Here is an 11,845-nt window from a genome sequence, read left to right as displayed (position 1 = left end):
GCCACCGGCCATGAATATTGTCGTTTTGGTCAAGCAGGTCCCGGACACGGCGACCGAACGGAAGCTCAACCCCGATGACAAGACGCTGGACCGCGCAGCGTCCGACGGCGTCATCAACGAGCTCTGCGAGTACGCGATCGAAGAGGCCCTCCTGCTCAAGGAGAAGCACGGCGGCGAGGTCACCGTCCTGACGATGGGTCCCGACCAGGCCACGGACTCGATCCGCAAGGCCCTGTCGATGGGCGCCGACAAGGCCGTCTTCGTCAACGACGACGCGATCCACGGCTCGGACTCCCTCCAGACCGCCTACGCTCTCGCGCAGGCCCTGGGCACCCTGGAGTTCGACCTCGTCGTCCTGGGCTCGGAGTCCACCGACGCCCGCACCGGCGTCGTCGGCGCCGCGCTCGCCGAGTACCTCGGCCTGCCCCAGCTCACGCTGGCCGGCAAGGTCGACGTGGACGGCGGCGCCATCAGGATCCAGCGCCAGACCGACTACGGCTACGACGTCGTCGAGGCGCAGCTCCCGGCGGTCGTCTCCGTCGTGGAGAAGATCAACGAGCCGCGCTACCCGTCCTTCAAGCTCATCATGCAGGCGAAGAAGAAGCCGGTGGACAAGAAGTCCGCCGCCGACGCCGGCATCGACACCGCCAAGGTCGGGCTGGCCAACGCCACCACCGAGACCGTCGACTTCGCCGCCGCGCCGCCGCGCGCCGCGGGCACGATCGTCAAGGACGAGGGTGACGGCGGCGCCAAGATCGCCGACTTCCTCGCCGAGAAGAAGTTCGTGTAGGTCAGGCGAGAGACTCAGGAAGGTTCAAGGATTATGGCTGAGGTCCTCGTCCTCGTCGACCACGTCGACGGACAGGTCAAGAAGGTCACCACCGAGCTGCTGACCGCCGCGCGCCGCATCGGCGAGCCCGCGGCGGTCTGGGTCGGCGAAGGTGTGGAGTCGGGCAAGGCCGCGCTGGCCGAGTTCGGCGCCGAGAAGGTCTACGTGGCTCCGGCCGAGCTCAACGACTACGTCGTGGCTCCCAAGGCCGAGCTGCTCGCCAAGCTCGCCCAGGACAAGGGCGCCGTCGCCATCCTCGTCTCGGCCACCGCCGAGAACAAGGAGATCGCCGGCCGCACCGCCGTCAAGCTGGGCTCGGGCGTGCTCACCGACGTGGTCGACGTCACCGCCGACCTCGTCGCCGAGCACAGCATCTTCGGTGGCTCCACCGTCACCCACGCCCGCGTCAAGACCGGCGTGCCGGTCATCGCGGTCCGTCCGAACTCCTTCCCCGCGGAGGCCGCCACCGGCGCCGCCGCCGAGGAGGCCGTTTCCGTCGAGCCGTCCGACGCCGCCAAGACCGCCAAGGTCGTCGAGCGCGTCGTGCAGGAGCAGGGCGCGCGTCCCGAGCTCACCGAGGCCGCCATCGTGGTCTCCGGTGGTCGCGGCGTCGGCTCCGACGACTTCTCCGTGGTCGAGTCCCTCGCGGACTCGCTCGGTGCCGCCGTCGGCGCCTCCCGCGCCGCCGTCGACTCCGGCTGGTACCCGAACCAGTTCCAGGTCGGCCAGACCGGTAAGACGGTCAGCCCGAACCTGTACGTGGCCCTGGGCATCTCCGGTGCGATCCAGCACCGGGCCGGCATGCAGACCGCGAAGAACATCGTCGCGGTCAACAAGGACCCCGAGGCGCCGATCTTCGAGCTGGCGGACTTCGGTGTCGTGGGCGACCTGCACACCGTCGCCCCGCAGCTGACCGAGGAGATCGAGAAGCGCAGGTAGCACCGTGCTCGCGAACTCCGAACGCCCGGCCAGGGTTCCGCCCGGCCGGGCGTTCGCGCGTCCGGGGCGGGGACGGGGGCCCTGGCGGGGTCGCGGCCGTGAACGGCGTCGGTGTCGCTCTCCCGCCAGGGATTCCGGACAGCCCCGAGGTCACCGTCCGTACCGCACCGGAAACGGAACGCAGGGGCGGCCCCGGTCCGTGTCCGAGGGGGCGGTGACCGGTTCCGGGCTTTGTGGGACCGGGGTGTCGTGGGATCAGTAGGCTGGTCCGATACCCGGTTCGCAGGGCGATGGAGAGGGGTCCGTATGGGAGCTCCCGATGTGGATGTGACGGCCTCCACCGAGTGGTGGCGCGGGCTCAACCAGGCCAAGGCCACCACCCGTCCGGCCGGCGAGGCCGAGGCGCTGATCGCCGAGCACCTGCGCTGGTACCCCAAGGCCGACGTCGCCCTGCTGGCGCGCGCCTACGCCGTCGCCGACCACCTGCACCGGGAGCAGAAGCGCAAGAGCGGCGAGCCGTTCATCATCCACCCGCTGGCGGTGGCCACCATCCTCGCCGAACTCGGCCTGGACACCGCCACGCTGGTCGCCGCCCTCCTCCACGACACGGTGGAGGACACCCCGTTCAGCCTGGGCCACCTGGCCGCCGAGTTCGGCACCGAGGTCGGCGTCATGGTCGACGGGGTCACCAAGGTCGACCGGTCCATGTACGGCAGCGCCGCCGCGGGGGAGACCTTCCGCAAGATGGTCGTGGCCGCGCGCGACGACCTTCGGGTCCTGCTGATCAAACTCGCCGACCGTGTCCACAACCTGCGGACCCTCCAGTTCCAGCCGCCGCACAAACGGGTGAAGATCGCCAAGGGCACCCGCGAACTCCTCGTCCCGCTCGCCGAACGACTGGGCGTCTACAAGCTCAAGCGGGAACTCGAAGACCTGTGTTTCGAGTACCTGGAGACCGAGGAGTTCGAGCACACCCGGGAGCGGGTCGCCCGGGTACGGGACGAGACGCGGTACGAGACCGACTCGGTGGCGACGGCGCTGCGCGACAGCCTGGCGTCCTTCCGGGTCAAGGCGGACGTGGACGTGCGGCCGCGACATCTGTCGTCGGTGTTCCACTCGGGTTCCCCACTGGTCGACCTGGGCCCGTCGGCCACGGTGCGGTACCTGGTGGTGGTGCGCGGGGGAGAGCAGAACGCCTACCTGGCGCTGGGCGCGGTGCACGGGCGCTGGCAGCCGATCCCCGCGAAGTTCCGCGACTTCATCGCCTCGCCCAAGTACAACCTGTACAAGGCCCTGCACACGACCGTGGTCACGGAGTCGGGGCGGCGGGTGCAGATCATCATCTGCGACGGGCGGGCGCAGCAGGTGTCGGAGTACGGGATCATCGCCGAGATCCACGAGCGCACCGGACGCGACGGGCGATTGGTGTCGGGGCGGACCACCGACCCGGAGTGGTTGACCCGGCTGCTGCGCTGGCAGGAGGGGGCCTCGGCGGAGGAACTCCTCGAAGGGGTGCGCACCGACCTTGCGGACAGCATCACGGTGTTGACGGTGAACGGGCAGATCCTCACCCTTCCGGAGGGGTCGACCCCGGTGGACGTGGCCTACGCCCTGGACAACGAGATCGGTGACCGGTTCTCGGCGGCGACGGTGAACGGGCGGCTGGCGCTGCCCAGCGCGCAGGTCCGCGAGGGGGACACGGTCCAGATCATCACCAAGGCCGAACCGGGGCCGGACCGGGCGTGGCTGGAGTCGGCCCGGACGGGCAAGGCCCGCGTGGCGATCGGTGCCTGGTACCGCACCCGGGCGCGGGAGAAGGCGGAGGGCGACGGGCGTCGCGCGGTGGCGGAGTACATGGGGGGCGACCGTCGGTTGATCGAGGCGGAGACCTCGGGGGACCTCATCGGCGCGGCCCGGCGGGCGGGGTACGTGACGCTGGAGGACTTCTACGTGGCCATGGGGTACGGGCAGGTCACCCCGGAGGATGTCCTCGTCCCGTCCCCGGAGGAGAAGCCGGAGGAGGAGTAGGCGGGCCCGTGCTCCCTCAGGACGCGGCCTCGGCCTTCCTCCGACACTCGACTCCTTCCTCGTGCCGCTGTCGCCCTCCGTCGAACCGGTGGTCCCCGCGACCGTCCACGAACCGTCCACGAACCGTCCGGGAGGGCCACGTACACGGTCCTTCCCCCGCCCACTCCGGATGGTCTCACGCTGCTTCGTGCATCGCGTACCGCAGCTCCGGAACCAGGTGGCCGAGGGCGAGTCGCCATCCCTGATGCCGGTAGGCGACGACCCGGGGGTTCACGGCAGTGCACCCCGTTCGTCTGTCCGGCACGTTCTCGTCCACGGGTTCCCGGAGCGGTCGTCGGTCCGGGCGTCGCGACCGGAGCACCATGAACGGGGCCTGCTCGACGAAGTGGCCGGTCGGGTTACCCGTCATGGACCCGGGTGACGAGCGTGTGGTCGCCCTCCACTCGCCGCGCCCATCGCGGGTCCGTGCGGGGTACGGGGCATTTCCACCCCGGGTGCGCCGGGTCGGTCCCATGCAGGGTGTCGGGCACGAACCCGGTGCGGTCCACGGTGAGGACGGCCCGGTGCCACATGGCCATCGGATCGGCGGGATGCGCACACGCGAGCCCCTATCGGGGGCGCCAAGGGGTCGAAGGTGCCCGGTCCATTTCCGCGTGCGCGGGGCTCACCACCTCTGCCACGGGCAGGGACACAGGCCCCCTTCGGCAGACCGGTCACCACAATCCGCGATCCGCCCACCTCGACAAGTCGCCTGTGAGATTATGCAGGCACCCCCCGCATTAGGAGAGTTGGACGAGATTTCCGTGCACTGCGCTTTCCCGGATCGCCGTCGCCGCATCCCGATGGGCCTGCATGTACTGCAACTTCCCGAACCGGACCGCCGTCAACATCTGCGAAAACCCTTTCCACTGCAAGGGCCGCGACGGAAACAAAAAGAAGTCACCATTTCGGTTCACACGAAAAAGGAGTTCCAGTGAGCCCCCACCCCCCCACCCCTGACCAACCACACCACCCGGCACACGCCAACGCCCCGGACGGCCCGATCCGCGTCATGGTCGTCGACGACCACGCCCTGTTCCGGCGCGGCCTGGTGTCCGTCCTGGACGAGGAGGCGGACATCAACGTGGTCGGCGAGGCGGGGGACGGCGAAGAGGCGATCCGGCTCGCCGCCCGGTCCCGTCCCGACGTGGTCCTCATGGACGTGTGGATGCCGCACGCCCGCGGCATCGAGGCCTGTCCGCGCATCCGCGAGTCGGTCCCGGGCACCAGGTTCGTCATGCTGACCATGAGCGACGAGGAGTCCGACCTGTTCGACGCGCTCAAGGTCGGCGCGTCGGGTTACCTGCTCAAGGAGATCGCGGTCACCGATATCGCGGAGACCATCAGGACGATCGCTGCCGGGCGTCCCTCGATCAATCAGGCCATGGCGACAAAACTCATCGGGGAGTTCGCCGAGTTGGCCAAACAGGACAGCAGTCCGCCGGAGCGGCCGGTGATACCGCAGTTGACCCCTCGGGAGGCGGAGGTGCTCGCGTTGGTCGCCCGGTCTTTGAACAACCGGGTGATCGGGGAACGGCTGTTCATCACGGAGAACACGGTGAAGAACCACGTGCGCAACATCCTGGAGAAACTCCAGGTCCACTCCCGTACCGAGGCGGCTATTTACGCTGTGCGGGCCGGGTACGTGTCCCCCTGACCTCGGCCCGGTTCCGGGTCACGGTTCCGGGGGAGTGGTGGTGCAGGGCGAAGGCCGCCGCCCTCCCCCGCACGGCGGAGGGTTCGCCCGCGGGTGACGCACCCCACCCGCCCTGTCACCACCGTCGATGCGTACCGGTCCGCCCCCGGAGAGGCCGCCCTCTCGGGGCCGCACCGCGTTCCGTCTCGTCTCGAACCGTTCGGCTTCGGGTAGGGACACCGGCCCTGGCAGGCGCTTCCGAGTTCGACTGCCAGGGCTGTTCTGGCTGGGCGGCGTGCATCCACCGGGCCGGCCCCATGAACCGACCGGTTCGTCGGACCTGCCGGGCCGAGGTGAGTCAGCCTTCACCTGGATGCCGGGAGCCCGACCGAACCGCGCGTCGGGTGTCCACCGGTGTGCCGGTTCCAGAGCGGGATCGCGGCGACCACCGATATCTCTCAAGAACGTGTGGTCATACGTGGTCGTGGTGAGAAGAAAGCCGGTCGACGAAGCGGCTGTCGCACTCTTCGCGTGAGAGTTCCCTGCTTTCCGCTCAGAATCCGGTATGTCACGAAGAGAGTCGGGTGACCTCTTCGCGACGGCTGTCCCCGACACCCGGCACCGGGAACCCGGCCACCTGGAGTTCACCGCGCCCGAGTGGACCGTTCTCCTCGGCACCCTCACCACGCGGTAACGCCTCTGTAAGGCCGGCCGGCCCCGCCGAGAAGGATGTGGCGGGGCCACTCCTTTTTCCGGCCCCGATTCCCGCCCCGAGTGCGTCGATCGGGTGACGTGGAGTACGCCTTCAGGTGACATGAAGTGATCGCGACGTGAGGAGAAAACCTCATTACGGACGGTCCGCTTCCCTCGTACGCGGCTGGGCGAAGCGGGAGGAAACCGTGTCGCCCGTCAGCCTCTCGTGACCTTCCCGTTTCTCATCGCCCCGTCTCCGGGAAGCCTCTGACTTGCGCGTTCACCCGGCCTTCATCCGGCCCCCCCGGACCCCCGGCCCGGCCGTGGACGCGCGTCGGATCGGCGCCTTCGCGCCCCTCGTGAGAGCAGAGCCATGAGCGACACGCAGCAGCCGCCCGTCGAACCCCTCGGTCTCCTCTTCCCGTCACCGGGTCGCCTTGAGCCCGCGCCCGCACCCAACGAGGTGTGGCGTCTGCCCGACGGCATCGCCTGGATCCACCTGGCGAAAGGACACCGCGGCCTCACCCGACCCGTCCTCCTCTCCGACGGCTTCGAGACCGGACCCAGCGAACTGGAAGAACTCTGGCAGGGCCTGGAACGGGGCGATCACCCCTTCCTCTCCGAACTCCGCCGCCGCGGCCACGACCTCGTGCTCGTCGGCTACGACGAACGCAGCGCCTCGCTCCTCGACAACGCGCGAACCGTGCGGGAGGCCGTCCTCCGTACCATCGCGCAGCGCTCCGGTTCCGAACCCCTCGTCGTCGGCGGCCTCAGCATGGGTGGCCTGATCACCCGTTACGCCCTCGCGAAGCTGGAACACGAGGGCATCGACCACCAGACCGCGACCTACCTCTCCATCGACACCCCCCACCGGGGTGCCTGGGTGCCCATCGGCCTCCAGAAGCTCGCGCACCTCCTCACCGCGACCCCCGCCCTCTCGGCGCAGATCAACAGCCCCGCCGCCCGGGAACTGCTGTGGCGGCACGTGGCCACCGTCGACGCCGAACCGGCGGAGGACGCCCGCCGCACCGAGTTCCTCACGTCCCTGCGCCAGGTGGGGGACTGGCCCCGCGTCCCACGTCTGCTGGGTGTGGCCAACGGCCGGGGCGACGGTGCGCGATCGGGCGTGGCACCCGGAACGGAGGCACTGCGGGTGACCGGCGGCTGGTTCGCCGGCACCACCCTCTACACCCAGGCCGAGGGCGACAAACAGCTCGTGGCCCAACTCAAGGGGCGGCTCACGGAACACGAGTCGCGCACCACCGGCCTGTCCGCCCTGGACGGCGCACCCGGTGGAACCCTGGAGTCCTACGGCCTCGCCGCAGATCGGCTCAAGGCGACCGGACCCATCGAGGTGTCCGTCCGGAAGGTGTGCTTCGTGCCCACGGTGAGCGCGGTCTCGATCGGTGAACTCGACGACCCCTACGCGAACGTCGGCGCCCTGGGAGCGGAGAGGAGCGACCTGGACGAGTTCCTCGTGGCGGACACCGACGAACCGCACACCCACATGAGCGAGGCCGCCGGAACCTGGATCCTGGACCGTTTGCCGAACTGACGATCGGGCGCCCCGGGCCCCGGCCACGGGGCCACCTCCGGCGGGCGTTCCCGCCGCCTCCCGGTATCGCGGGGGTGGCCCCCTGAGCGATCGGCCCGAAAGGGAGTCTGGAGACCGGCCGCCGCGAGGGTTATCGTTCTCGTCCGTGACCGAATCGACTCACCTGGACAGGACCCGGGCGGCCTATGACACCGTGGCCGCCGACTACGCCGAGATCGCGCGCGACGATCTGGACGACAAGCCCTTGGACCGGGCCCTGCTCGCGGCGTTCGCCGAACGCGTGCGGGCGGGCACCGGTGAGGTCGCCGACCTCGGCTGCGGGCCGGGCCGCATCACGGCCTTCCTGCGCTCCCTCGGGGTGGAGGCGTTCGGCGTCGACCTGTCGCCGGGGATGATCTCCGTCGCGCGCCGTGAGCACCCGGACCTGCGGTTCGAGGTCGGATCGATGACCGCGCTGGACCTCGTCGACGGATCGCTCGCGGGTGCCGTGGCCTGGTACTCGACCGTGCACACACCGCCGGACCTGCTGCCGACGGTGTTCGCCGAGATCCATCGGGTACTGGCCCCGGGAGGCCATCTGGTGATCGCGTTCAAGGCGGGTGACGAACTGCGGCACCTGACCCACGCCTACGGGCACGATCTGTCGCTGGACGTCCACTGGACGCCGCCCGAACGCATCGCCGATCTGCTGACCGGGGTCGGGCTCGTCGTGAACGCCCGGCTGATCCGCGACCCGGAGGAGAGCGAGAGGTCCTACGCGGGCCGGCAGGCGTTCCTCCTGGCCCACAGACCCGGTGAGTCGTAGCCGGGAAACCGGGGGCGGGCCGTCGGGGAACGGCCGTCGCGTTCTCGTGGGCGCGGGGTCCACTCCGTCGCCTCGCCATGACCGGCCGACCGCACCGGGGTGACCGGGTGGCGGACCGGCACTCCGGGGGACCGCGCCCCTCAACGGGAGTGACGGGCGCCGGCGCGTATACGGGCGGCCGAGACGGGGTCGTGCACCGACAGCGCGTTGATGGGCGGCTGTGGCATGCGCTCGGGCCCGTCGTCATCGGCGAGGAGGAGCAGCGGGAGCGTGCCGCCGTCGACCCCGACCGGGGTGGAGGCCCGGACGCGGTTGGGGGAGAACACGTCGACGCGGTCGCCGGAGGCCATGGGCTCGTCCGCTCGTGGAAGCACTGAGAGGCAGGGGTTCTCGACGTTGGTACCCCGGTCCGTCCCCTGTCCCGCGTTTTCGCGACGTTCCTTCCGAGTTCGGGTCTGGTGTGACACCAGAGGTTTCGGGGAACATCCTCATCTCCAACAGAACCGACTCACAGGAGCACCTCATGGAGGGCTACGGGGCCCAGATCGGCCTCGTGCTGGTCTTGGTCGTGGTGAACGCCTTGTTCGCCGGTAGTGAGATCGCCCTGGTCACCCTGCGGGAGGGCCAGATCCGTCGCCTGGAAGGGCGCGGACCCGGGGGGCGCGCCGTGGCGCGACTGGCCCGGGACCCCAACCGGTTCCTCGCCACCATCCAGATCGGCATCACGCTCGCCGGCTTCCTGGCCTCCGCGACCGCCGCCGTCTCGCTGGCCCGCCCCCTCGTCGAACCGCTCGAATTCTTCGGTTCCTACGCCGGCCCCGTCTCGATCGTGCTGGTCACCGTCCTGCTGACCTTCGTCACGCTGGTCCTGGGCGAGCTGGCCCCCAAACGCATCGCCATGCAGCGGTCGGAGGCCTGGGCCTTGATGGTGGCGCGTCCGCTGGACCTGCTGGCCACCATGTCCCGCCCGGTGGTGTGGCTGCTCGGCGTCTCCACGAATCTGATGGTGCGGATCCTCGGTGGTGACCCCAACGCCGAGCGGGAGGACGTCACCGAGGAGGAGTTGCGGGACATGATCGTCTCGCGCGGCGACATCACCCCCGAGCAGCGGCACATCCTGTCGGGCGCGTTCGAGATCCGTGAGCGCAAGGTCCGCCAGGTCCTGGTCCCGCGACCCGACGTCGACGTCGTCCCCTCCGGGACCGGCGCACGGGAGGCGTTGCGCCTTCTCGTCGACCACGGCCACTCGCGGGCCCCCGTGGTGGCCGCCGGGGACATGGACGACGTCCTCGGGGTGGTCCACTGGACGGACCTCATCGACAAGGGCGACACCGACGTCGCCGCACTGGTCCGCGAACCGTTGCTGCTCCCCGACTCCCTGTCGGTCTCCGAAGCGCTGCGCCGGATGACCGCCGACCGCCGTCAGATGGCCGTGGTCATCGGCGAGAACGGTGAGCTCGGCGGCATCGTCTCGCTGGAGGACCTGCTGGAGGAGATCGTCGGCGACATCGCCGACGAGACCGACGAGGACCCCGAGGTCACCCACCTGGACGGTGGCTCCCTGCGCGTGCCCGGCACCTATCCCGTGCACGACCTGCCGCTGCTGGGGGTGGAGATCGAGAACCCCCCCGAGGGCGCCTACGTGACGGTCGCCGGGATGGTGCTGGTCATCCTCGGGCACATCCCCGTCGGGCCGGGCGAGCGGGTGGACCTGGGCGGGTGGACGGCCACGGTCGCGGCGGCGAACGGACGGGTGATCAGCGCGCTGGTCCTCGCGCCCGAACCGTCAGCGCTTGCGCAGCACCAGTAGCAGGTTCCAGGTGACGATCTCGCGCAGTCCCGGGACGTGGACGACCGGTCGCATCCAGGTCGGCAGGTAGCGGGGCCGGATGTCCACCACGTCGACGTCGGTTCGGCCGCGCGCCCAGCGCAGCATCTCGTGCGCGTGCGCCGCGTACATGGTGCGACCGAAGTCGTTCTTGGGCCGGCGCCCGTTGCGGCGGGTGAACCGCTCGGCGGCGTACCGGCCGCCGAGGTAGTGCCACGGCGAGGTCTCGTGCCCGCCCCAGGGCGAGAGCCAGAGCGTGTACGACAGGTAGACGAGTCCGTCCGGGCGGGTCACCCGGACCATCTCGTCTGCCATGCGCGTCCTGTCCGGTACGTGCTCCAGCACGTTGGAGGAGAAGCACACGTCCACCGAGCCGGTGCGCAGCGGCAGGTCCAGGGCGCTGCCCTGGAGGGCGAACGCGTCGGCGGCCCGGCCGTGCAGGGTCATCTCGTGGGCGTCGGAGTCGACGCACAGGCAGCGGGCGCCCGCCTCGCGGAGCGCGTCGGCGAAGTATCCCGGGCCGCCGCCCACGTCCACCACGAGCCTTCCGTCCAGCGGCGTGTACGAACGCAACTGGGCGACGGTGTCGCGGGCGAGCGTCCCGTAGAAGAACGCCGGGTCGGTCTGCTCCTTGCGGAACGCCGAGAACAGGGCGACGGAACGGCCGAGGGTGGCGCGGAACGGCACGGTGCCGTCCGGGCGGGTGGCGACGCTCATCCGTCCACCGCCACGTAGTGGCGCAGGTGACGCCAGTGGTCGCCGCCCCAGTACTCGTCGGAGGCGACGACGCGGGCCTGGGGGAGGAGTCCGGCGAGTCGTTCGGTGCGCAGGGTGTGCATCCGCATCGGCGCCGGGTAGCGCAGGAGCGTCCGCTGCGCCCAGGCCACGAGGGGCCAGGGGGCGTACCGGAAGACCAGGCCCTTGAAGGTGCGGCGTTCGGACTCGGGCACGCCCAGGACCAGGGCCCCGCCCGGACGCACCACCCGGGCGAACTCGCGCACGTACCCCTCGGCCAGGTCCGGGGGCAGGTGCTGAAGGACGAGGTCGGTGTAGACGAGGTCGAAGGAGTCGTCGTCGAAGAGCGAGAGGTCGGGACGTTCGTTGAGGACGAACTCGATGCGCCCGCCGGAGCGGTCCAGGCGCCGGGCCTCCTCCAGCATGGGGGCGGAGATGTCCACGCCCACCACCCGGTCGAAGTGCGCGGCCAGCGCGTTGGACAGCCGGCCGGCGCCGCAGCCGAAGTCGAGCACCCGGCCTCCCTCGGGGCGCAGCCCGAGTTCGGTCAGGCGGGCCACCGCCGGGTCGACGTCGGTCCGGCCGGAGGCGAGGAACTCGTCGTCGTCCCATCCGCCGTCGCGTTTGGCGGGGTCGACGCACACCGCCCACAACGGCTCCGTGGCCCCCAGTCGGGTCCAGTCACGGCGGACCTGTTCGAGTCCCACCGACATCACCTCCAGGGTGCGCGCGTCCTCCGGGTGGAACGTGTTGGATCA

At 70.4% G+C, this 11,845-nt stretch carries 12 protein-coding genes; 8 read left to right on the top strand and 4 right to left on the bottom strand.

Annotated elements, in window-relative coordinates; genetic code table 11:
- The first annotated feature begins 10 nt into the window (after window positions 1-10).
- The 3 genes from RM479_RS05040 to RM479_RS05030 all read left to right on the top strand — a co-directional run bounded on the left by RM479_RS05040 (window position 11) and on the right by RM479_RS05030 (window position 3,796).
- Window positions 11-790: an electron transfer flavoprotein subunit beta/FixA family protein gene (locus RM479_RS05040; RefSeq protein WP_274809171.1), complete on the top strand. Its 780-nt coding sequence runs from the start codon at window positions 11-13 to the stop codon at window positions 788-790.
- 33 nt (window positions 791-823) lie between these two features.
- Window positions 824-1,768 (top strand): electron transfer flavoprotein subunit alpha/FixB family protein, encoded by a 945-nt coding sequence (locus tag RM479_RS05035; RefSeq protein WP_311510548.1) that lies wholly within the window; start codon window positions 824-826, stop codon window positions 1,766-1,768.
- Window positions 1,769-2,074: 306 nt separating this feature from the next.
- The gene (locus RM479_RS05030; protein WP_311510547.1) at window positions 2,075-3,796 is read left to right on the top strand and encodes a RelA/SpoT family protein; all 1,722 of its coding nucleotides are present in this window, start codon (window positions 2,075-2,077) and stop codon (window positions 3,794-3,796) included.
- Between the two features lie 175 nt (window positions 3,797-3,971).
- Here the strand turns inward: RM479_RS05030 and RM479_RS05025 are convergent, their stop codons facing one another.
- The gene (locus RM479_RS05025) at window positions 3,972-4,205 is read right to left on the bottom strand and encodes a hypothetical protein (protein WP_311510546.1); all 234 of its coding nucleotides are present in this window, start codon (window positions 4,203-4,205) and stop codon (window positions 3,972-3,974) included.
- A 564-nt stretch (window positions 4,206-4,769) separates the two neighbouring features.
- On the opposite strand from RM479_RS05025, the gene RM479_RS05020 reads away from it, so the two are divergent.
- The 4 genes from RM479_RS05020 (at window position 4,770) to RM479_RS05005 (ending at window position 8,524) form a co-directional block, all read left to right on the top strand.
- Window positions 4,770-5,492, top strand: a complete 723-nt coding sequence (locus tag RM479_RS05020; RefSeq protein WP_311510545.1) for a response regulator transcription factor — start codon at window positions 4,770-4,772, stop codon at window positions 5,490-5,492.
- 544 nt (window positions 5,493-6,036) lie between these two features.
- Entirely contained in the window at window positions 6,037-6,165 is a 129-nt protein-coding gene (locus tag RM479_RS05015) for a hypothetical protein (protein ID WP_311510544.1), read from the top strand.
- Window positions 6,166-6,537: 372 nt separating this feature from the next.
- Entirely contained in the window at window positions 6,538-7,719 is a 1,182-nt protein-coding gene (locus tag RM479_RS05010) for a hypothetical protein (RefSeq protein ID WP_311510543.1), read from the top strand.
- Between the two features lie 145 nt (window positions 7,720-7,864).
- Window positions 7,865-8,524, top strand: a complete 660-nt coding sequence (locus RM479_RS05005) for a class I SAM-dependent DNA methyltransferase (RefSeq protein ID WP_311510542.1) — start codon at window positions 7,865-7,867, stop codon at window positions 8,522-8,524.
- A 140-nt stretch (window positions 8,525-8,664) separates the two neighbouring features.
- On the opposite strand, the gene RM479_RS05000 is transcribed toward RM479_RS05005, so the two are convergent.
- Window positions 8,665-8,874, bottom strand: a complete 210-nt coding sequence (locus RM479_RS05000; RefSeq protein ID WP_311510541.1) for a hypothetical protein — start codon at window positions 8,872-8,874, stop codon at window positions 8,665-8,667.
- A gap of 173 nt (window positions 8,875-9,047) precedes the next feature.
- Between RM479_RS05000 and RM479_RS04995 the strand changes: the two genes are divergently transcribed.
- Window positions 9,048-10,334 (top strand): hemolysin family protein, encoded by a 1,287-nt coding sequence (locus RM479_RS04995; RefSeq protein WP_311510540.1) that lies wholly within the window; start codon window positions 9,048-9,050, stop codon window positions 10,332-10,334.
- On the opposite strand, the gene RM479_RS04990 is transcribed toward RM479_RS04995, so the two are convergent.
- Both RM479_RS04990 and RM479_RS04985 read right to left on the bottom strand, forming a co-directional pair.
- Window positions 10,311-11,069 carry a class I SAM-dependent methyltransferase gene (locus RM479_RS04990; RefSeq protein ID WP_274809162.1) on the bottom strand — a complete coding sequence of 253 codons (759 nt, stop codon included), beginning with the start codon at window positions 11,067-11,069 and terminating at the stop codon, window positions 10,311-10,313. The genes RM479_RS04995 and RM479_RS04990 overlap by 24 nt on opposite strands.
- Window positions 11,066-11,794: a class I SAM-dependent methyltransferase gene (locus RM479_RS04985; protein ID WP_397221365.1), complete on the bottom strand. Its 729-nt coding sequence runs from the start codon at window positions 11,792-11,794 to the stop codon at window positions 11,066-11,068. The genes RM479_RS04990 and RM479_RS04985 overlap by 4 nt, the downstream gene beginning before the upstream one ends.
- Window positions 11,795-11,845: the final 51 nt, after the last annotated feature.

This window comes from Nocardiopsis lambiniae, assembly GCF_031845465.1.
Lineage (GTDB): Bacteria > Actinomycetota > Actinomycetes > Streptosporangiales > Streptosporangiaceae > Nocardiopsis > Nocardiopsis lambiniae.
Note: the sequence above shows the minus strand (reverse complement) of the source record. Positions and strands in the feature narration are given on the sequence as shown.